This window comes from Luteimonas sp. BLCC-B24 (assembly GCF_028550595.1).
In the GTDB taxonomy this organism is placed as follows: Bacteria; Pseudomonadota; Gammaproteobacteria; order Xanthomonadales; family Xanthomonadaceae; genus Luteimonas.
The window spans coordinates 738,588-757,482 of sequence record NZ_JAQQGN010000002.1 but is presented as its reverse complement, the minus strand read 5'-3'; the positions used below and the strand labels follow the sequence as shown (position 1 = coordinate 757,482).

18 protein-coding genes are annotated in these 18,895 nt (G+C 71.6%); 12 read left to right on the top strand and 6 right to left on the bottom strand.

Annotated elements, in window-relative coordinates; all coding sequences use genetic code 11:
- Nucleotides 1–18: 18 nt before the first annotated feature.
- On the bottom strand, nucleotides 19–615 hold the full coding sequence (locus PQS31_RS07800) for a 4'-phosphopantetheinyl transferase superfamily protein (RefSeq protein ID WP_272762097.1): 597 nt from the start codon (nucleotides 613–615) through the stop codon (nucleotides 19–21).
- 161 nt (nucleotides 616–776) lie between these two features.
- Here PQS31_RS07800 and PQS31_RS07795 point away from each other — a divergent pair, with 161 nt between their 5' ends.
- Together PQS31_RS07795 and PQS31_RS07790 are read left to right on the top strand one after the other, a co-directional pair.
- Entirely contained in the window at nucleotides 777–2,132 is a 1,356-nt protein-coding gene (locus PQS31_RS07795; RefSeq protein ID WP_272762144.1) for an AMP-binding protein, read from the top strand.
- Between the two features lie 82 nt (nucleotides 2,133–2,214).
- Nucleotides 2,215–2,478 (top strand): GlsB/YeaQ/YmgE family stress response membrane protein, encoded by a 264-nt coding sequence (locus tag PQS31_RS07790; protein WP_272762096.1) that lies wholly within the window; start codon nucleotides 2,215–2,217, stop codon nucleotides 2,476–2,478.
- A gap of 81 nt (nucleotides 2,479–2,559) precedes the next feature.
- Here the strand turns inward: PQS31_RS07790 and xth are convergent, their stop codons facing one another.
- Complete coding sequence (gene xth, locus PQS31_RS07785) at nucleotides 2,560–3,336, bottom strand: exodeoxyribonuclease III (RefSeq protein ID WP_272762095.1); 777 nt, start codon at nucleotides 3,334–3,336, stop codon at nucleotides 2,560–2,562.
- Nucleotides 3,337–3,464: 128 nt separating this feature from the next.
- Here xth and PQS31_RS07780 point away from each other — a divergent pair, with 128 nt between their 5' ends.
- Complete coding sequence (locus tag PQS31_RS07780) at nucleotides 3,465–4,832, top strand: amidohydrolase family protein (protein ID WP_272762094.1); 1,368 nt, start codon at nucleotides 3,465–3,467, stop codon at nucleotides 4,830–4,832.
- A 9-nt stretch (nucleotides 4,833–4,841) separates the two neighbouring features.
- Here the strand turns inward: PQS31_RS07780 and PQS31_RS07775 are convergent, their stop codons facing one another.
- Nucleotides 4,842–6,248: a coniferyl aldehyde dehydrogenase gene (locus tag PQS31_RS07775; protein ID WP_272762093.1), complete on the bottom strand. Its 1,407-nt coding sequence runs from the start codon at nucleotides 6,246–6,248 to the stop codon at nucleotides 4,842–4,844.
- 168 nt (nucleotides 6,249–6,416) lie between these two features.
- Between PQS31_RS07775 and PQS31_RS07770 the strand changes: the two genes are divergently transcribed.
- The 7 genes from PQS31_RS07770 (at nucleotide 6,417) to PQS31_RS07740 (ending at nucleotide 13,804) form a co-directional block, all read left to right on the top strand.
- The gene (locus PQS31_RS07770; protein WP_272762092.1) at nucleotides 6,417–6,959 is read left to right on the top strand and encodes a gamma carbonic anhydrase family protein; all 543 of its coding nucleotides are present in this window, start codon (nucleotides 6,417–6,419) and stop codon (nucleotides 6,957–6,959) included.
- Nucleotides 6,960–7,043: 84 nt separating this feature from the next.
- Nucleotides 7,044–7,727, top strand: coding sequence for an RDD family protein (locus PQS31_RS07765; protein WP_272762091.1), 684 nt, complete (start codon nucleotides 7,044–7,046; stop codon nucleotides 7,725–7,727).
- Nucleotides 7,724–8,725 (top strand): stage II sporulation protein M, encoded by a 1,002-nt coding sequence (locus PQS31_RS07760; RefSeq protein ID WP_272762090.1) that lies wholly within the window; start codon nucleotides 7,724–7,726, stop codon nucleotides 8,723–8,725. The genes PQS31_RS07765 and PQS31_RS07760 overlap by 4 nt, the downstream gene beginning before the upstream one ends.
- Entirely contained in the window at nucleotides 8,715–10,238 is a 1,524-nt protein-coding gene (locus PQS31_RS07755; protein ID WP_272762089.1) for a DUF4129 domain-containing protein, read from the top strand. The genes PQS31_RS07760 and PQS31_RS07755 overlap by 11 nt, the downstream gene beginning before the upstream one ends.
- Before the next feature lie 29 nt (nucleotides 10,239–10,267).
- A complete protein-coding gene (locus PQS31_RS07750; RefSeq protein ID WP_272762088.1) occupies nucleotides 10,268–11,464 on the top strand; it encodes a DUF4350 domain-containing protein in 1,197 nt (398 codons plus the stop codon).
- Nucleotides 11,461–12,453, top strand: a complete 993-nt coding sequence (locus PQS31_RS07745; RefSeq protein WP_272762087.1) for a MoxR family ATPase — start codon at nucleotides 11,461–11,463, stop codon at nucleotides 12,451–12,453. Before PQS31_RS07750 ends, PQS31_RS07745 begins: the two co-directional genes overlap by 4 nt.
- Nucleotides 12,454–12,484: 31 nt before the next feature.
- Nucleotides 12,485–13,804 carry a DUF58 domain-containing protein gene (locus PQS31_RS07740; protein ID WP_272762086.1) on the top strand — a complete coding sequence of 440 codons (1,320 nt, stop codon included), beginning with the start codon at nucleotides 12,485–12,487 and terminating at the stop codon, nucleotides 13,802–13,804.
- A 45-nt stretch (nucleotides 13,805–13,849) separates the two neighbouring features.
- Here the strand turns inward: PQS31_RS07740 and PQS31_RS07735 are convergent, their stop codons facing one another.
- From PQS31_RS07735 to PQS31_RS07725, 3 genes are all read right to left on the bottom strand, one after another.
- On the bottom strand, nucleotides 13,850–14,224 hold the full coding sequence (locus tag PQS31_RS07735) for a YciI family protein (RefSeq protein ID WP_272762085.1): 375 nt from the start codon (nucleotides 14,222–14,224) through the stop codon (nucleotides 13,850–13,852).
- Nucleotides 14,225–14,240: 16 nt separating this feature from the next.
- Nucleotides 14,241–14,483 (bottom strand): DUF3297 family protein, encoded by a 243-nt coding sequence (locus PQS31_RS07730; protein ID WP_096209806.1) that lies wholly within the window; start codon nucleotides 14,481–14,483, stop codon nucleotides 14,241–14,243.
- Nucleotides 14,484–14,598: 115 nt separating this feature from the next.
- Nucleotides 14,599–14,883 carry a DUF4031 domain-containing protein gene (locus PQS31_RS07725; RefSeq protein ID WP_272762084.1) on the bottom strand — a complete coding sequence of 95 codons (285 nt, stop codon included), beginning with the start codon at nucleotides 14,881–14,883 and terminating at the stop codon, nucleotides 14,599–14,601.
- A 276-nt stretch (nucleotides 14,884–15,159) separates the two neighbouring features.
- On the opposite strand from PQS31_RS07725, the gene PQS31_RS07720 reads away from it, so the two are divergent.
- Together PQS31_RS07720 and betT are read left to right on the top strand one after the other, a co-directional pair.
- Nucleotides 15,160–16,284: a hypothetical protein gene (locus PQS31_RS07720; protein WP_272762083.1), complete on the top strand. Its 1,125-nt coding sequence runs from the start codon at nucleotides 15,160–15,162 to the stop codon at nucleotides 16,282–16,284.
- A gap of 110 nt (nucleotides 16,285–16,394) precedes the next feature.
- Nucleotides 16,395–18,413, top strand: coding sequence for a choline BCCT transporter BetT (gene betT, locus PQS31_RS07715; RefSeq protein WP_272762082.1), 2,019 nt, complete (start codon nucleotides 16,395–16,397; stop codon nucleotides 18,411–18,413).
- The last annotated feature ends 482 nt before the right edge of the window (nucleotides 18,414–18,895 follow it).

Below are 18,895 nucleotides of genomic sequence, written 5' to 3'. Positions count from 1 at the left end.
CGGCCGCGCCGCCCGGGTTCAGGCGCGCGGGCGCCAGGCGAGGGTGGCGAGGTAGTCGGGGCGGGGCGCGAACGCGTGCAGGGTCCAGTCGGCCGGTGCGCCGAGGGCGGGGTCGCAGGCGGTCAGCGTCCAGCCGTCGCGGCCGGCGCTGAATTCCAGCCGGTCCAGCCCGAACGACAGGCCATGGCCGTGGGCCTTGAGCACTGCTTCCTTGGCACACCACAGCCGTACGAACGCGGCCTCGGCGACGGCAGGCGCCATTCCCGCGAGCGCGGCGGCCTCACCCGGCGCGAAGAACCGCTGGGCCAGCGCCATGGCCTGGGGGCGCGGGCGCAGCCACTCGACATCGACGCCGACGCGCACGCCGTCGCCCAGCGCGACCAGCAGAAGCGCGCCGCTGTGGCTCCAGTTGATGTCGGGGCCGGCGGAACGGCCGTCGATCGTCAGCGCCGGACGGCCGCGCGCATCGCGCGTCAGGTCCAGCGCGGCGTCGGGGCGGTCGAGTTCGAGGGCCAGCCACGGGCGCACCAGCGCCTCGGCGGCCTGGCCGCGGTGATAGTCGCGCCAGGCGCAGCGCACCGGGCCGGTGCGCAGTCTGCTGTCTTCGCTGAACATTGCTCTTGGCATGCCACAGGGCGTCCAGCGTAAGCTAAAACGTCAAATTCGCGCCGGACGGTGCGGGGCAGCTTTCAGGCAGGAGCGGGAACCGGATGTCGGCAGTCGTTTGGGAACAGGGCCTCGCGGCATCGCCGGTGGGCGTGGCGGGGCGTTTGCCGATGGTGCGCGCGGACGCGGAGGCGGCGATCGCGTTCGGCCCGGACGGGACGGTCACACGGGCAATGTTCCTCGCCCACGTGCGCGGCGTGGCCGCACTGCTGCCGGACGCGCCGTTCGCGCTGAACCTCTGCGAGGACCGCTACCGGTTCCTGGTGGCGTTCTGCGCGGTCGCGCTGCGCGGGCAGACCACGCTGCTGCCGCCGGCGCGCACGCGCGGTGCGATCGACGACGTGCGCGCGCGTCATCCGCACAGCTACTGCATCGGCGATCGTGACCACTGCGGTTGTGACGGCATGGGCGACGCCGCCCACGCGCCCACCCCGCCGCATTACGTGCGCCTGCCCGATGTGCTGCCCGCACTCGACGGCGAGGCGGTGATGCTGGATGCCGGGGCGCTGGTGGCCATCGGCTTCACCTCCGGCAGCACCGGCGTGCCCGCCGCCAATCCCAAGACCTGGGGCAGCTTCCATACGAGCACGCTGCAGAATCTCGCCGCGCTGGCCGACCTGCACGGCGACGCCACGCTGCCGGTGATCGCGACCGTGCCGCCGCAGCACATGTACGGCATGGAGATGTCGGTGCTGCTGCCGATGCTCGGCGATGTGGCCGTGCACGGCGCGCGTCCGTTCTTTCCCGGCGACATCGCCGCCGCGCTGCGTGATGCGCCGCGGCCGCCGCTGCTGGTGACCACACCGGTGCATCTGCGCACGCTGGTCGAATCGGACGTGGCCTTGCCCCCGCTGGCCGCGATCGCCACCGCCACCGCGCCGCTGCCGCAGGCACTGGCCGCCGAGGCCGAACGCCGTTTCGGCTGCGAGGTGCGCGAGCTGTTCGGCTCGACCGAGACCTGCATCGTCGCCCGCCGCCGCACCGCGCTCGATGTCGCCTGGACGCCGTTCGCCGGCGTGCGCCTGCAGCCGGTGCCCGACGGCACCCTGGTCAGCGCGCCGCATCTGCCCGAGCCGCGGATGCTGGCCGATCTGGTGGAACTGGAGGCCGACGGCCGTTTCGTGCTGCGCGGCCGTCAGGCCGACATGATCGAGATCGCCGGCAAGCGCGCGTCCCTGGCCGATCTCACCCGTCGCCTGCTGGCGATCGACGGCGTGCGCGACGGCGTGGTCTGCCAGGTCGCCACGCCCGATGCCCAGGGCGTGCGCCGGATCGCCGCGGTCGTGGTCGCCGATGCCGCGCTCGACGACGCCGCGCTGCTCGACGCGCTGCGCGCCTCGGTCGATCCGGTCTTCCTGCCGCGGCGGCTGCGCCGGGTGTCCGCGCTGCCGCGCAACGAGACCGGCAAGCTGCCGCGTGCGGCGCTCGACGCGCTGCTCGCCGATCCGGTGGACCTCCCCGCCTGAACAGGCAACGCCGCGCTCACGCGCGCATCCGGATCATGCGCGGCGCGCGGGTATCGCGCTCAACACCGCAGGGGATTCGAAGATGGAACCGTCATCGCTCTGGCAATGGCTCGTGTATCTCGTCGTCGGCGGCATCGCCGGCTGGCTGGCCAGCCTGCTGATGCGCACCGCGCACCGGCAGGGGATTCTGCTCAACATCGTCGTCGGCATCGTCGGCGGCTTCATCGGCGGCTGGCTGCTGCCGATGATCGGTCTGAGTGTCGGCGGTGGCTGGTTCGGCTTTCTCGTCACCGCCTTCATCGGCGCGGTGATCCTGCTGGCCATCGTCAACCTGTTCCGGCGCTGACGCCGCGCGCGTCGCCCGGGCCCGGCGCGCCGGGCGCCACCGGTGCCCGGACCCTGCGCTGGCGGCGGAAACCGCGCCGGCTCAGGCGCGCTGCAGGTGCACCCAGGCCGGCGCGTGGTCGCTGGGGCGTTCCCAGGTCCGCGGCTCGCGGTCGATGCCGGACGCCACGGCGCGGTCGCGCAGGGCATCGGACACCAGGGTCAGGTCGATGCGCAGGCCGAGGTCGCGGCGGAAGCCGGCCTGGCGATAGTCCCACCAGCTGAAGATGCCGCCGGCATCGCTGTGCAGGCGGAACGCGTCGTGCAGGCCGAGGTCGAGCAGGCGCTGCAGCGCCAGACGCTCGGCAGCCGAGGTGAGGATGTGGCCGTCGTTCCAGATGGCCGGGTCGTGCACGTCGCGATCATCCGGCGCGATATTGAAATCGCCCAGCACCACCAGCTCCGGATGCGCGTCGCGCTCGCGTGCGACCCAGGCGGTCACCGCCTCCAGCCAGCGCAGTTTGTAGGCGTATTTCTCGGTGCCCACGTCCTGGCCGTTGACGACGTAGAGGTTGATCACGCGTACGCCGTCGACGGTGGCGGCGATCACTCGCTTCTGCGCGTCCTCGAACCCGGGAATGCCAATCTGCACGTCCTCGAGCGCGCGGTCCTTCGCGAGCAGCGCGACCCCGTTGTAGGTCTTCTGCCCGGCGAACACGCTGCGATAGCCGAGCGCGGCGAGCGCCGAATCGGGGAACTTCGTGTCCTCGAGTTTCGTCTCCTGGATGCCGACGACATCCGGCTGCGCATCGCGCAACCACTGCTGGAGATGCGGCAGGCGCACGTTGAGCGAATTGACGTTCCAGCTGGCGATCTTCATCGGCGCGGTCGGCGTTCCGGTGTGGCCGGCGATTGTACGCGGGCCGCTCACGACCTCGCCGGCGTCGGCATCCCGCGTGCACGGGCGGTGCGCGACGCTGTGCACCCACGCGAACCGAGCGACGTCCGATGCGACTCCCGATGATTCCGATGGCGGCGACCCTGCTGGCACTGGCGATGCCCGTAGCGGCGGCCCAGGCCAGCGAGACCGGCGCGTTGCTGGTCCGCAACGGCCACGTGCTGACGATGGATCCCGAGGTCGGCGATCTGCCGCGTGCCGACGTGCTGGTGCGGGATGGCCGCATCGTCGCGGTCGGGCCGGATCTCGACGTCGGCGCTGCGCGCGTGATCGATGCCGAAGGCGCCTACGTGCTGCCCGGGTTCGTCGACACCCACTCCCATCTGTACACGACGACGATGCGCGGCCAGTTCCGCAATGCCGATGGCGAGTACTTCGACACGGCCGAGCGCCTGGCGCCCGCGATGACGCCGGACGACGTGCGCATCGCGATGCACGTCGGTGCGCTCGAACTGCTCGACGGCGGCATCACCACCACGGGCGATTTCTTCGACAACGTGCGCACGCCCGCGCACGGCGAGGCGGGCCTGCAGGCGCTGGACGCGGCCGGCATCCGCGCGGTGCTGTTCTACGGCGGGCCGGACAAGAGCACACGACATCCGATCGATGTCGCCCACCTGGCGCAGCTCGCGGCCACGCGCGGCGAGGACGCGCGCGTGCGCCTGGGCCTGGCCTGGCGCCTGCCGCGCGATCGCAATGACGACGCCAACTGGGCGATGCGCATGCACGAGCGCGACGCCGCCCGCGTGCTCGGCCTGCCGGTGCAGGTGCACGTCAGCGTGGAGCCGGGACCGATCTTCGACGCACTGATCGCGCGGAATCTGCTGGCGCCGGAGCTCAGCCTCGTCCACGCCACCGATGCGACGGCGGCGCAGCTGCAGGCACTGGAGAAGGCGGGCGGCGCGCTGTCGCTCACGCCGATCAGCGAGCACCGTGTGGGCTACGGCCCGACCCGCATCGATCGTTTCGCCGGCGTACGCCGGCAGGGCCTAGGCATCGACGGCAATGCGCTGGCCGGACGCGGCGACATGTTCGCGACCATGCGTCTCGCGGCGCTGACCTGGAGCGGTGAGGCGCGCGATGAGACCGTGGTCGATCCGCGCGCGCTGCTGGCGCTGGCGACCCGACGCGGCGCCGATGCGCTGGGCCTGGGCGATGTCACCGGCTCGCTGGTCCCCGGCAAGCGCGCCGACCTGCAGGTGATCGCCGCCGACACGCTGCAGATGGCCGGCTTCGGCGGCGGCGATCCGGCCGCGCTGCTGGTGTATTCGGCATCGCCCGCCGATGTGCGCACGGTCATCGTCGACGGCGTGGTGGTGAAACACGACGGGGCGCTCGTCGAAGTGGACCTGCCGCAGCTGCGCGAGGCGGCACGCCGGTCCGCGCAGGACCTGCTGCAGCGCGCACCGGCGCGCTGAGCGCGCGGCTCAGCGCACCATGCGGTCGATCAGCGAGGCGATGCGCGCATAGGGCGGGCGCAACCAGTCGGTGACCGCGATGCGTGGCTGCCACAGCACCGGCAGCGCCTTGGTCATCGCATCGAAGCCGGCACGCCCGTGATACGCCCCCATGCCGCTGGCGCCGACGCCGCCGAACGGCAGGCGGTTCGCGGCGAAGTGCAGCAGGGTGTCGTTGACGGTGACACCGCCGGCGACGGTTCTGGCCAGGATGGTTTCGACCTGGGGCCGGCTGCCGAAGGGGTACAGCGCGAGCGGCCGGTCGCGCGCGTTGACGAAGGCGATGGCCTCGTCGAGCGTGCGGTAGCCGATCACCGGCAGGATCGGGCCGAAGATCTCCTCGGCCATCACCGCGGCGTCGTCGCCCGGATCGACCACCAGCGTCGGCGCAAACGCACGTGCACCGGCGACGTCGAGCAGTGGCAGTAAGGTCAGTCCGCGCGCGCGCGCATCGTCGAGCAGGCCGCTCAGGCGCTGGAACTGCGCGTCGCTGACGATGTGGCTGTAGTCGGCGGCGCGGGCGGCCGCGTCGGCGTAGCGGTCGGCGACCTCGAAGCGCAGCGCTTCGAGCAGGGCGTCGCGGCGCGCCGCATCGACGAGGACGTAGTCCGGCGCGATGCAGGTCTGCCCGGCGTTGAACAGCTTGCCGGTGACCAGGCGCGCGGCGGCGCGATCGAGCGGGTGGCCTGGGCAGATGATCGCCGGTGACTTGCCGCCCAGCTCCAAGGTCAGCGGGGTGAGGTTGGGCGCGGCGGCGGCCATGACCTTGCGGCCCACCGCGGTGGAGCCGGTGAACACCAGATGGTCGAACGGCAGGCCGGCGAAGGCCGCGCCGACATCGGCATCGCCCAGCGCCACTGCCACCCGCTCGGGTGGAAACACCTCGGCCAGCAGCGAGGCCAGGAACGCGCTGGTGCGCGGGGTGTGTTCCGAGGGTTTGAGGTAGACGTGGTTGCCGGCCGCGATGGCGGTCGCCAGCGGAATCAGCGCGAGGTTGACCGGGTAGTTCCACGGCGCGATGACGCCGACCACGCCCAGCGGGACGGGACGCAGTTGCGCGCGCGCCGGCCACAGCCTCCAGCCCGGGGCCACGCGGCGCGGTCGCATCCAGCCGCGCAGCTTGCGCCGCAGATGGTCGATGTCGGTGAGCACGGTCATGCCGTCGGCGATCAGCGATTCCTGGCGCGAGCGGTGGCCGAAATCCGCGGCGATTGCGTCGGCCATTTCGTCGAGGCGCCGGCGCAGCGCATCGCGCAGGCGGGCGAGATCGTCGCGGCGTTGTGCGGCGTCGGGGCGACGGGCCTGCCAGGCGGCGCGCAGGCGGTCGAGGGTCGGATGCAGGCTCGCGACCGGTGTCGGGGCGGGAAGGGGCGTCATGGCGGCAGTCTAGGGACTGGCCGCGTCGTCGGATCGTCGCGCCCGCAGGGTCGTAGGCGGCCCGGCACGTGCGGGGCCGGCGTCCGCAGGTGCGCCGACGCGCCGCGGCGGCCGCGTCGGTCCGCCGGCCGCGGGCACGCGGCGGGGGCGTCGGGGCATACTGGTGCGATGAATGTCAGACCTTATCGGGATACCGCGCCGCAGCTCGGCGCGCGCGTCTACATCGATCCGGCCGCGACCGTCATTGGTGACGTCATGCTCGGCGACGACGTCTCGGTGTGGCCGGCGACGGTGATCCGCGGCGACGTCAACCACGTGCGCATCGGCGCGCGGACCAGCGTGCAGGACGGCAGCGTGATCCACGTCAGCCATGCCGGGCCGCACGCGAAGCTCGGCGGGTTCGCCACCCTCGTCGGCGCCGACGTCACCATCGGGCACAAGGCCATTCTCCATGCGTGCACGATCGAGGACGCGGTGCTCGTGGGCATGGGCGCGATCGTGCTCGACGGCGTGGTCGTGCGCCGTCACGCGATGATCGGCGCCGGCGCGGTGGTGCCGCCCGGCCGCGAGGTCGGCGAAGGCGAGCTGTGGGTCGGCAGTCCGGCGCGCTGCGTGCGCCGGCTCACCGATGCGCAGATCGAGGGCCTGCATTACAGCGCCGGGCATTATGTGCGGCTCAAGGACGCGTATCTGGCCGCATCCGGCGGCTGACGACGGCACGGGAATGCAGGGCATGCGGACAGACGGGGGCGGGCGGACGGACGCGGCATCGGGCGCAGCGGGGCACGCGCGCTGATGCTCGACACCGTGCGCGAGGTGCACACGCCCGAGGGCGTGGCCCTGCGGCTGCCGGCGGCCGGCCCGGTGCCGCGCGCCGTGGCCTGGCTGATCGACCTGGCCATCCGCGGTGCGCTGTTGATGGTGGTGTCGATCGTGCTCGGATTGCTCGGCACCTTCGGCGCCGGCCTCTACATGATGGTGCTGTTCCTGATCTTCTGGGGCTATCCGGTCGCCTTCGAGGCGCTCTACGGCGGCCAGACGCCGGGCAAGCGCGCGCTGTCGCTGCGCGTGGTGTCCGCCGACGGCGCGCCGATCGGCTGGATGGCGAGTTTCGTCCGCAACCTGATGCGCACCGTCGACATGCTGCCGCTGGCCTACGGCGCCGGCCTGGTGACCAGCCTGGCCGATCCGTGGAGCCGGCGTCTGGGCGACATGGTCGCCGGCACCCTGGTGATCCACGCGCCGCGCGAGCGACTTGCGCTGCAGACGCTGCCGGTCGCGCCGCTGGCGCCGGCGGTGGCCCTGCAGACGGACGAGCAGCGCGCGGTGATCGCATTCGCCGAGCGTGCGCACCGGCTGAGCGAGCCGCGCCAGCGCGAACTCGCCGACATCGTCGCGCCGGTGAGCGGCGCCCACGGCGAGCGCGGGGTCATGCGCCTGCTCGGCATCGCCAACTGGCTGCTGGGGCGTCGCCCGTGAGGCAGGACCGGTTCATCGCCCGCTACGCCGACGAGTGGGCGGCGTTCGAGCGCTGGCTCGATGCACGCGAGGCCAGTCCCCGCCGCGCGCGTGCCAGCCGGCCGGGCTGGGACGGGCTGGCGGACGAGGACGTGCCCTCGCGCTACCGGCGCCTGTGCCAGCAGCTCGCGCTGGCCCGCCGGCGCGGCTACAGCCCGCAGGTGACCGAACGGCTGCAGGCGCTGATGCAGCGCGGCCACAATCTGCTCTACCGCCCGCCGCCGGCGCCGTGGCGCGGCGCCCTGGCGTTCCTGCTCGCGGATTTTCCGCGCCTGGTGCGTGCCCAGCGCGGCTGCCTGTGGGCGTCGCTGATCCTGTTCGCGCTGCCGATGGCGCTGCTGTTCGTGCTGGTGCAGCACTGGCCGGAACTGGCCTACAGCGTGCTGTCGCCGGCGCAGCTGGCCGAAATGGAAGCGATGTACGACCCGGGCAATACCGGGCCGGCGTTCGCGCGCGACGGCCGGACGGACATGCAGATGTTCGGCTACTACATCTGGAACAACGTCAGCATCGGTTTCCGCACCTTCGCCAGCGGCCTGCTCGCCGGCGTCGGCACGATCTTCGTGCTGCTGTTCAACGGCACCTTCTTCGGCGTGATCGCCGGGCACCTGCAGGCGATCGGCCACGGTGGTCCGTTCTGGCGCTTCGTCGTCGGCCATTCGGCGCCCGAGCTCACCGCCATCGTCATCGCCGGTGCCGGCGGCCTGCGCCTGGGCCTGGCCCTGATCGCGCCGGGCCGCCTGCGCCGGGTGGACGCGCTGGTGCAGGCCGGGCGCGACGGCGGCCGGCTGTGTATCGGGATTCTGGCGATGCTGGTGTTCGCCGCGTTCGTCGAGGCGTTCTGGTCGTCGTCGACGTCGATCCCGGATCTGCTGCGCTTCGGCGTCGGCGGCGGCCTGTGGCTGCTGGTGCTGCTGTGGCTGTGGCGCGGCGGACGGGGGCGCGGTCATGCGGGTTGAGACCGTGCAGGTGGCGCTGCGCCCGCGCTCGGCGTGGGAGGCGATGGAACTCGGCAACGCGCTGGTGCGCCGGCACGCCGGCACGATCTGGCGCGCCTGGCTGCTGTGCTCGCTGCCGGTGTTCGCGCTGGTCCATGCCCTGGGCTGGTGGTTCGACCAGATGGGACTGGCCGCGCTGCTGATGTGGTGGTTGCTGCCGGTCTTCGACCGCGTGCCGCTGTACGTGCTGTCGCGCGCGGTGTTCGGCGCGGCGCCCACCCTGGGGCAGACGCTCGCCGCGCAGCGGCGCTGGGGCTGGCGCGCGGTGGCGGGCTACGTGGGCTGGCGCCGCTTCAGCCCGTGGCGGGCGGTGTCGCTGCCGGTCGCCTTGCTGGAAGGCGTCCAAGGGGCGGCGCTGACGCAGCGCCGGCGCCTGATGGTTGACGGCGTCGGCGGGCACACGCTGCTGCTGACCGCCATCGGTCACCTGTTCGTGCTGACCCTGATCGGGTCGCAGGTCGCCTTGCTGCTGCTGTTCGTGCCGACGGAACTGCTGTCGGAATCGGCCCGCGCGATGTGGGCCCTGGTCACCGAGCAGCCGCCGCGCTGGGTGCAACTGCTCGGCAATCTCGGGATCTGGCTGGCCTTCGGTCTGATCGCACCGTTCCAGGTGGGCGCCGGATTCGGCCTGTACCTCAACCGGCGCACGCAGCTGGAAGCCTGGGACCTGGAGATCGCCTTCCGTCGCCTGCGCGCGCGCCTGGCGCCGGGTGTCGCGTCGCTGGCCGCGGTCTCGCTCGCGTGCCTGCTGGTGTTCGCGCCGGGCGCGCGTGCCCAGGACGCGACGCCAGGCGCCGAGGCGACGCCGACCCTGCCCGCCGTGTTCGGAGCGCCGGTCGACGACCCGGCCTTCGAACGCGCCGTCGCCGAGGCCTATACCGACCCGCTGCTCGACAGCAGCCGCACCCAGGTGCGCTGGCAGCGCAAGGACCGCGCCGCGTCCAAGGCGGGGTCGCGCCAGCTGCCACCGGGCATCTTCGGTGTTCTGACCCGGATGCTCGCATTCGTCGCCGAATTCGGACTGTGGATCGTGCTTGGTCTGCTGGTGCTCGCGCTGGTGCTCACCGCACGGCGCTGGTGGCCGTGGATGCGCGGCGTCGCCGTGCGTGCGCCGGTCGAGCACGCGATCACCGTGGGCCCGGCGCCGCCGCTTCCGGAACCGCTGCCCGATGCCCTGCTCGAGGCGGTGCGCGCGCTGTGGGCCGCCGGTGAGCGCCGGCGTGCACTCGCATTGCTGTATCGCGCCAGCGTGGCGGTGATGGCGCAGCGGGCCGGGGTCACGCTGGTGCCGGGGGCCACCGAGGCCGAGTGCCTGCGCGCGTCGCGGCGGATGCCCGAGGCCGACGATCGCGGCGCCTTCGCCGAGATGGTGCGGGTGTGGCAGCGCGCCGCCTACGGCCAGCGCCTGCCCGACGACGCCGCGTTCGACGCGCTGCTCGACACCCTGGCACCGCGCTTCGGCTGGGTGCGCTGATGGGCTGGCCGGCGCGTATCGGACTGGCCGTGTTGGCGGCGCTCGTGCTCGGGCTGGGCGTGGCGTGGTTCCTGCACACCCACGAACGTGTGGAGGAGACCATCCCGCTGCCCCCGCGCGGCGAGGCGGCCTACAACCCGCTCTACGCGTTGCGCGAATCGCTGCGCGCGGCCGGGGTGCCGGCGGAGTCGAGGCGGCGGCTCGATGGCGAGCGCGTGCTCGGGCCGCGCGACACGGTGCTGATGATCGGCGATCCGGGCACCGCATCGCCGGGCGAGGTGCAGCGCCTGCTCGACTGGGTGGAGGCGGGCGGCCATCTGCTGGTGCGCACGCCGCCGTGGACGCGGCGCGTGCGCGAGGCGCGAAGCTGGGGCCTGCTCGAACGCCTGGGCGTGCATCCGCTCGGCGCCCCCGGACAGTGCGCGTCCCTGCACATCGAAGGCCAGCCCGCGCATGTCGAATTCTGCCGTGGCCAACGCTTCGAGCTGCCCGGGCGCACACCGGAACTGGTCTGGCGCGCGGCGGTGCCGGCGCCGCGTGCCGGACGCGGGCACGATGCCGCGAACGACGCCGTCGACCCGCAGATGCAGGCGATCATGGAGCGCCTCGAACAGCAGCGTCGCGCGACCGACCAGAGCCTGGTGTACGCGCGACTGGTGCACGGCGCCGGCCGGGTCGACGTGCTGGCCGACTTCGATTTCCTCGAGAACGCGTCGCTGCGTGAAGTGCCGCACCAGATGCTCGCCCGGCAGATCCTCGCGCCCAACTGGGGCCACGGCACGATGCACCTGGTCTACGCGGCGCGAGTGCCGCCGCTGTGGTGGCTGCTGCTGACGCGTGGCTGGATGGCCTGGGGCCCGCTGCTGCTGGCACTCGCCGCGTGGCTGTGGATGCGCACCCAGCGTTTCGGGCCCCTGCTGCCGTCGCCGGCGCTGGCGCGGCGCGCGCTGCTCGAACACGTTCGCGCCAGCGGCGAACACCTCGTGCGCTACGGCCGCGCGCCGCTGCTCCACGACGCGGTGCGCGCCGCGTTCTACGACCGGCTGCGCCGACGCGATCCGCTGGCCGCGGCGCTCGAAGGCGAGGCCGGCATCGAAGCCATCGCCGCACGCACCGGCCTGCCGCCGCGCGAGGTGCGCCAGGCGCTGCAAGCCCCGACACCCGATGACGCCGCGGCCTTCCGCCAGCGCGTCGCCCGACTGATCCAGATGAGACGCCGACTATGACGACCTTGCCCGCCCCCCCGACCGCCCCGCTCACCGGCGACGCCCTGGCCGCGCGCGTCGCCGCCGTCCGTGATGAAGTCTCCAAGGCCTTCATCGGCCAGCCCGAGGTGCTCGACCAGATCCTGGTCGCGCTGCTGGCCGGCGGCCACGTGCTGGTCGAGGGCGTGCCGGGCCTCGGCAAGACGCTGCTGGTGCGCGCACTGTCGGCGGTGCTGGGCTGCGGCTTCGCGCGCGTGCAGTTCACGCCCGACCTGATGCCCAGTGACGTCAGCGGCCACGCGGTGTGGGACACCAAGAGCGAGACCTTCGTGGTCCGCCGCGGCCCGATCTTCACCAACCTGCTGCTGGCCGACGAGATCAACCGCGCGCCGGCCAAGACCCAGTCGGCCCTGCTGGAAGCGATGCAGGAACAGCAGGTCACCGTGGAAGGCCACAGCTTCGAACTGCCGCCGCCGTTCATGACGCTCGCCACGCAGAACCCGGTGGAGCAGGAGGGCACGTACCCGCTGCCCGAAGCGCAGCTCGACCGGTTCCTGCTCAAGGTGCTGATCGACTACCCCGCGCACGCCGACGAGGTGGCGATGGTCACGGCGATCAGCAGCGGCAAGGTCGCGGCCGACTTCGATCTCTCGCAACTGCAGACCGTGCTGCAGCCCGGCGAGATCGTCGCCCTGCAGCAGGGCACCGCCGCGACCGTGGTCGATGCGGCGGTGATCGACTACGCGGTGCGCATCGTCGCGGCGACCCGCAAGTGGCCCGGCATCGCACTCGGCGCGGGCCCGCGCGGCAGTCTGGCGCTGGTGCGCGCGGCGCGCGCGCAGGCGGTGCTGGCGGGCCGCGACTTCGTCACCCCGGACGACATCCGCGAGATCGCGCGCCCGGCGCTGCGCCACCGGATCGCGCTGGCGCCGGAACTGCAGATCGAAGGGCAGGATGCCGATCAGGTGCTGCACGCCCTGCTCGCCAAGGTGGATGCGCCGCGCACGTGACCGCGGTCCTGACCTTCTCGGGAGTGCCGCGGTGAGGCCGACGACGGTTCTGGTCGTGCTGCTGGCCGTCTGGGGCCTCGCGGGCGTCGCCGGTTCGCTGTGGCCGGCGGCGGTGCTGCCCTGGCAGGTATTCGGCACGACGCTGCTGGTGTTGTCGGTCGGTGACCTGCTGGTGCTGGTGCGGCGCCCGACGCCCGACGTGGTGCGGGTGATGGCGGATGCCTGGCCGATCGGCGTCGCGCGCGACGTCACGCTGCGCGTCGAGGGCCCGCGCCGGCAAGTGCTCGACATCCACGACCTGCACCCGCCCGCCTGGCGCTGCGAAGGCCTGCCGCGCCGTCTGCGCCTGACCGCGGGCACGGTCAGCGAATTCGCCTACCGCCTGCGCCCCACGCAGCGTGGCGAGGCCCGCTTCGACGGCGTGCAGCTGCGCCTGCGCTCGCCGCTCGGCCTGTGGCGGCAGACGCGCCTGGCCGGCGTCGCGCGGCCGGTGCGGGTGTTTCCGAACTTCGCGCCGCTGACCCGGCTCGCGCTGCTGGGCGCGGACCGGGCCTCGCGGCTGGTCGGCGCGCACATCAAGCGCCGGCGCGGCGAGGGCACGGACTTCCACCAGATGCGCGAGTACCGCGTCGGCGACAGCCTGCGCCAGATCGACTGGAAGGCCAGCTCCCGCGCACGCAAGCTGATCTCGCGCGAGTACCAGGACGAGAAGAACCAGCAGCTGGTCGTCGTGCTCGACACCGGCCGGCGCATGCTCGCCCAGGAGGCCGCGTCCACCGATGGCGACCATCTGCTGTCGCATTTCGACCATGCGCTCGACGCGGCGCTGGTCGTGTCCTATCTCGCCCTGCGCCAGGGCGATGCGGTGGGCCTGTTCGCGACCGGTGGCGACGCGCGCTGGATGGCGCCGCAGCGGGGCATGGGCGCGATCGACACCCTGCTGCGCGTGAGCTACGACCTGCAGCCGCAGCCCGTCGCCACCGATTACCTGGCCGCGGCCACCGAGCTGTCGCTGCGCCAGCGCCGTCGCGGGCTGCTGATGCTGGTGACCAACCTGCGCGACGAGGACATCGAAGACGTGCTGGCCGCGGTGCGCCTGCTGCAGCGCCGGCATCTGGTGGTCGTGGCGTCGCTGCGCGAACGCGCGCTCGACGTGGTGCTCGACACCGAGGTGCAGGACCACGACGACGCCGTGCGCGCCGGTGCCACCGCACGGTATCTCGCCCAGCGCCACGCGGCGCACGATGCACTGCGCAATCACGGCGTGGCCGTGCTCGACGTCACCGGCGAGGCCTTGCCCGCCGCGCTGGTCGACCGGTACCTGGCCGTCAAACGCGAAGGCCGCCTGTAGCGGCGGCCCCGGCCACGCGCGCCCGGCGCGCGGCGACCCCGTCGATCAGGCGCCGACGCGTGCCCGCACCCGGGCGAGATCGCGCACCGGCCGCACCTCGATGCTGCCGGTTCTCGCCCACGGGAATTCGCGCGCGATGCGCAGGGCGTCTTCCTCGCTGTCGGCCTCGATCAGGTTGAAGCCCGCGAGCATTTCCTTGGTTTCCGAGAACGGGCCGTCGGTGACCTGGGTGCGGCCGCCGCGCGTGCGCAGCGTGCGTGCCGTCGCGGCGGGTTCGAGCTGGCGCGAGTCGAGCAGGGTGCCCGCGGCCTGCAGCGCGTCGGCGTGCTGCAGGCAGCCGCGCATCATCGTGTCGAATTCACCATCGGCGAGTTCGCCCAGCAGCGCATCGTCGGTGTAGATCAGAAGCAGGTACTGCACGGGCGCGGCCTCCGGCTCAGGCGTCGAGATGGAAATAGGGCTCGACGGTGCCGCGCAGCTTGACGGTCAGCGGCTGGCCGCGACGGTCGAGCGCGCGCCCTGCGGCGACCCGGATCCAGCCTTCGCTGACGCAGTATTCCTCGACATCGCGACGCTCGTCGCCGTTGAAGCGGATGCCGATGCCCCGGTTCATGGCGGCCTCGTCGTAGTGCGGGCTGCGCGGATCGTTGGACAGGCGGTCGGGCGGGGTGTCGGACATGGTCTGGAATTCGTCGGGCGGGAACGCGCGCAGGATACCGCCGCCGCGCGCCGGCTTCATCCCGGGGTGCAGGACGCGCCGCGTCGCCGCGGACGGCGCGCGCCGCGCACCGGGCTCACGGCGCCTCGCCGCGCCCCTGGCGACGTGCGTTGGCGATCACGGCACGCACCTGCTCGCGATCGTGATGACGCGAGATCGCCACCGCTCCCAGCGCGACCGCGCGCGCGCGCATGGCCGAGGTGACGTCGTAATGCGCGCCGCTGGCGCGGTCCTGGAACGCGCGACGCGGAATTCCCAGCAATGCGGCGAAGGCGTGCAGTTCGTCCAGGGTGTCGGCCATCAGGTGCGCCCAGCGCTCGCCCCGCCAGGGATGGACCGCATCGTCGACGTAGACGGCCATGTGAACACGTCTGCACATCGGCGTCATCGCCGGTGGCCGATCATAGCCGGCGCACGTCCCGCACGTGCCTGGCGATCGCGCCCGGCGTCCCTCGCCTCCCAATTCCATCGCGCCCCCCAAGCGTGCGACGTCGGTCGCGCGAGGGCTGCGTCGTGTCGCGGGACCGGGAGCGCGACCCCGGCGCTGTCGCCGCCGCCCAGGGGCGCTTGGCCGCGCGGCCTTCGCTGCGACGGACGGACCGCGCAATCAGGACTCACGCAGCAAGGAGATCGAAGTTTGTCGACAACACGCGCATTCAAGGCATGGGCCTGCGCCGGCCTGTTGGGGCTGGCGCCCGTGGCCTGGGCACAGTCGGACACGGACGCCGGGGAGGCGCCCGCGTTCGAGCTCGGTGGCGCCGTCCGCTTCAATTACGGTTGGCTCGACTACGGCCCGAGCAGTGGACCGGAGCTCGAACTGCTGCGCTTGGATGCGCGCGGCACCGCGGGTCCGGCGTTCTTCTCGCTGCAGTACCGCTGGTACGACGGTTTCGACGCCGTGCACCACGCCTATGCCGGCTGGACGCTCGAAGACGGCCGGGACGGACCCGCCTCCGACATCCGTGCCGGCGTCCAGCAGGTGCCGTTCGGGTTGTTGCCCACGGCGTCGCAAAGTTTCTGGTTCGGCTCGGGTTACTACCTCGGCATCGAGGACGATTACGACCTCGGCGTGGTATGGCAGCGCCAGTCCGGCGCGCACCAGTGGCACGCGGGCGTGTTCGCCGGCGACGAGTACGGCACGGGCGCGAATTTCGACCGCTATTCGTTCGACGTGGCGACCACCGAGGATCTGCCGTACCGCGAACGCGAGCGCGGCCTCGTGCGCTACGAGCACAGCAGCGAGGCGAACGGCTGGGAAACGACCTGGGGCGCGTCGGCCTTCGCCGGCCGCATCGAGAACCGCATCGACGGTCGCAAGCACGACCACACCGGCGCCGCGGTGCACGGCCAATGGGTGCGCGGGCCGCTGACACTGCAGGCGCAGTGGGCGCGCTATCGCTACGACACACCGGAGCCGCGCATCGCGATGTCGGCCTTCATGTTCCCGTTCGAGATCGCCGCCGAAGCCGACGTGCCCACGTTCAACGTCGCGTATGCGGTGCCGCGCACCGGCTGGTTCGACAGCATCACCTGCTACAACAACGCCAGCGCGACCTTGCCCACGGGCCGCGATCCGGGCCTGCGTGATTCGATCCAGAACGTCACCGGCTGCAGTTTCGGCAAGGGGCCGATGCTGACCTACGTCGACTGGATTGCCGGCAAGAACATGTGGTTCGCCGGCGGCCCCGGCATCGGCGTGCGTGATCCGGCCAACGACGGCTGGCATTCGCGGCTCAACATCAACGTCGGCTTCTATTTCTGACCGTCGCCGGTGTCCGTTCCGGCCCGGCGACCGACCTGTTTCACCCCGGCTCCCGTCACGACGGCGCAGCCTGCACGGGCGCTGCCCGTCGCGTTCCACAAGGAAATGGCATGAACGATCCCCTTCCGCGCGCAGGCGCAGCTCCCGAACCACCGGCCGCACCCGAGGCCTGGCACGCGCGCATCCTCGGCCCGGTGTTCTATCCGTCCGCGGTGATCATCCTGTTACTGGTCACGCTGTCGTTCTTCGCGCCCGAGGCGACGGAGACCGCATTCAACTCGGCCAAGGCCTGGGTGGCCGAGGATGCCGGCTGGTTCACGATCCTGGCGGTCGCCGGCTTCCTGGTCTTCATCGCGGGCATGGCGGTCAGTGGCTTCGGCCGGCTCAAGCTCGGCCCCGACCACAGCACGCCGGACTACAGCTACGGCACGTGGTTCGCGATGCTGTTCGCGGCCGGCATGGGCATCGGCCTGATGTTCTTCGGCGTGGCCGAGCCGATCATGCATTTCGCCGATCCGCCGGTGGGCGATGCACAGACGATCGCGGCGGCGCGCCAGGCGATGCGCATCACCTTCTTCCACTGGGGCATCCACGCCTGGGCGATCTATGCCGTGGTCGCGCTGTCGCTGGCGTATTTCGCCTACCGGCACGGCCTGCCGCTGCGCATCCGCTCGTCGCTGTATCCGTTGATCGGCGATCGCATCCATGGACCGATCGGCCACGCGGTCGACACGTTCGCGGTGCTCGGCACGATCTTCGGCCTGGCGACCTCGCTCGGCCTCGGCGTGATCCAGATCAACTCGGGCCTGAACTATCTGTTCGGTGTGGCCGTGAGCACCAATGTCCAGGTCGCATTGATCGCCGGCATCATCCTGGTGGCCACCGGCTCGGTGTTCACGGGCCTCGATCGGGGCGTGCGCCGGCTGTCCGAGTTCAACATGATCATGTCGGTGGCCCTGCTGGCCTTCGTGCTGGTGATGGGCCCCACCGTGTACCTGCTGCAGGCCTTCGTGCAGAACACCGGCATGTACATCTCGAACGTGTTCGCGATGACGTTCAACCTCTACGCCTACGACCAGCGCGCCAGCTGGCTGGGCGGCTGGACGCTGTTCTACTGGGGCTGGTGGATCGCCTGGTCGCCGTTCGTGGGCATGTTCATCGCGCGCATCTCGCGCGGCCGCACGATCCGCGAGTTCGTCGTCGGCGTGCTGCTGGTGCCGCTGGGCTTCACCTTCCTGTGGATGACGATCTACGGCAACAGTGCGCTGTACCAGGTGATGGTGGAGGGCGCGACGCAACTGGTCACCGCGGTCGAGGCGGACAGTTCGGTGGCGATCTTCCAGTTTCTCGAGGATTACCCGCTGGCGATGCTGACCTCGGCGGTGGCGACCTTGCTGGTGGTGATCTTCTTCATCACCTCCGCCGACTCGGGTGCACTGGTGATCGACATGCTCTCGTCGAAAGGCGAGGAGGAGTCCCCGGTCTGGCAGCGGATCTTCTGGGCGCTGCTGGTGGGTGCGATCGCGATCGCGCTGCTGATCGCAGGCGGTTTGAGTGCGTTGCAGGCCGGCACCATCGCCAGCGCCTTGCCGTTCACCCTGGTCATGATCCTGATGTGCTGGGGCATGGTGCGCGCGATGCGCCTGGAACTGGTGAAGCGCAGCAGCATGCGCGAGGCACGGATCGCGCCGGTCGGTCTGGGCGGCGGCGGGGACTGGAAACTGCGCCTGCGCGCGCTTGCGCACAACCCCACCCACAAGGAAGTGCTGACCTTCCTGTCGGGCCAGGTGCAACCGGCCTTCGAGGACGTGGCGACGGAGCTGCGCAAGCAGAATCTCGAGGTGCGGGTCGAGCAGGGCGAGGACGGCCGCGTGTGGCTCGAGGTGGGGCACGGCGAGGAAATGGATTTCTTCTACTCGGTCCGGCCGACACCCTATGCGCCGCCGACCTTCATGCTCGAGGATCCGCGTCGCCGGCGCCGCGACGACGACACGTTCTATCGGGCCGAGGTGCATCTGCGCGAAGGCGGGCAGGACTACGACGTCATGGGCTGGCGACGGGACGAGCTGATCCACGACGTGCTCGACCAGTACCAGCGGCATATGCACTTCCTCAGCGTGGTGCGCTGAGGGTGCTTGGCGCCCGTGCGCGGGCGGCGGGGCTGTGGTCGGCGTGGTGAACGCACACCTCGCTTGATCCGACCGGAAAAGGCCGCGTGTGCGCACGTGGCCTTTTTTTCGTGCATTGATGGGGTGGCGGTGCATCGGCGCTGACTTCGCCATTGCCGTTGCCGTTGGCTTTCGCTGGAAGCTTTTGACGTTCGAGCCGTAAAGCGAGCCGAGCACCGGAGCCTGACGCGGCCGTAGAGCAGCCCATGTCTGAGCGAAGCGAGTTTGGGCTGCGGAACCGTAAAGGTCCCAATGTGGCGCGTCAGGCGAGGAGCGCAGGGCACCGATGCGGCTTCATCGCATCGGATCGCGTCCGGCGAAGGGACTTTTTGGTTCCTTTTTGGTCCTTCAAAAAGGAACTCGTACGCGCAGCGGGCGAAAGCTGTGCACTTGCTTCGTGTACTTGTCTTGCGTGGCCACGCGAAGCCGCGAAGAACAGAGCT

What these genes read in the sequence shown, in the direction of transcription:
- xth (WP_272762095.1), bottom strand. Translation starts at nt 3,336, where the DNA reads ATGAAGATCGCCAGCTGGAACGTCAATTCGCTCAACGTGCGCCTGCCG.
- PQS31_RS07790 (WP_272762096.1), top strand. Translation starts at nt 2,215, where the DNA reads ATGGAACCGTCATCGCTCTGGCAATGGCTCGTGTATCTCGTCGTCGGC.
- betT (WP_272762082.1), top strand. Translation starts at nt 16,395, where the DNA reads ATGAACGATCCCCTTCCGCGCGCAGGCGCAGCTCCCGAACCACCGGCC.
- PQS31_RS07725 (WP_272762084.1), bottom strand. Translation starts at nt 14,883, where the DNA reads ATGGCCGTCTACGTCGACGATGCGGTCCATCCCTGGCGGGGCGAGCGC.
- PQS31_RS07765 (WP_272762091.1), top strand. Translation starts at nt 7,044, where the DNA reads ATGCTCGACACCGTGCGCGAGGTGCACACGCCCGAGGGCGTGGCCCTG.
- PQS31_RS07775 (WP_272762093.1), bottom strand. Translation starts at nt 6,248, where the DNA reads ATGACGCCCCTTCCCGCCCCGACACCGGTCGCGAGCCTGCATCCGACC.
- PQS31_RS07755 (WP_272762089.1), top strand. Translation starts at nt 8,715, where the DNA reads ATGCGGGTTGAGACCGTGCAGGTGGCGCTGCGCCCGCGCTCGGCGTGG.
- PQS31_RS07745 (WP_272762087.1), top strand. Translation starts at nt 11,461, where the DNA reads ATGACGACCTTGCCCGCCCCCCCGACCGCCCCGCTCACCGGCGACGCC.
- PQS31_RS07800 (WP_272762097.1), bottom strand. Translation starts at nt 615, where the DNA reads ATGTTCAGCGAAGACAGCAGACTGCGCACCGGCCCGGTGCGCTGCGCC.
- PQS31_RS07730 (WP_096209806.1), bottom strand. Translation starts at nt 14,483, where the DNA reads ATGTCCGACACCCCGCCCGACCGCCTGTCCAACGATCCGCGCAGCCCG.
- PQS31_RS07795 (WP_272762144.1), top strand. Translation starts at nt 777, where the DNA reads ATGGTGCGCGCGGACGCGGAGGCGGCGATCGCGTTCGGCCCGGACGGG.
- PQS31_RS07770 (WP_272762092.1), top strand. Translation starts at nt 6,417, where the DNA reads ATGAATGTCAGACCTTATCGGGATACCGCGCCGCAGCTCGGCGCGCGC.
- PQS31_RS07780 (WP_272762094.1), top strand. Translation starts at nt 3,465, where the DNA reads ATGCGACTCCCGATGATTCCGATGGCGGCGACCCTGCTGGCACTGGCG.